This is a genomic window from Tianweitania sp., from assembly GCF_032053605.1.
Classification (GTDB): Bacteria; Pseudomonadota; Alphaproteobacteria; order Rhizobiales; family Rhizobiaceae; genus Tianweitania.
Window position 1 is genome coordinate 1,664 of the sequence record NZ_DAMBUH010000200.1, and the last position, 217, is coordinate 1,880.

The 217-nt window shown below is 69.6% G+C and carries 1 protein-coding gene; it reads right to left on the reverse strand.

Annotated elements, in window-relative coordinates; all coding sequences use genetic code 11:
• Nucleotides 1-217, reverse strand: a 217-nt coding sequence (locus RTX98_RS20705) for an SDR family oxidoreductase (RefSeq protein ID WP_312798775.1), incomplete at both ends; no start/stop codon positions are given.

The following is a 217-nucleotide window of genomic DNA, read 5'->3' on the forward strand; positions in this document are numbered from 1 at the left end:
ATCGGACATGGTTTCGATGGGCGAGCGCAGATCGAGGCCGGCCGAGTTCACCACGCCGTCCAGCCCACCCATGAGGGAGGCCTCGCGATCAACGGCGGCGCGGACTTGCGCGGCCTGCGTGAGATCAACGGCGATGGAATGCAATCCGGCCTGCTTGGGCAGCGCGTCGAGAGCGGCCGCGTCGCGGTCCAGCAGGGCAACCTGTGCGCCGCCGGCA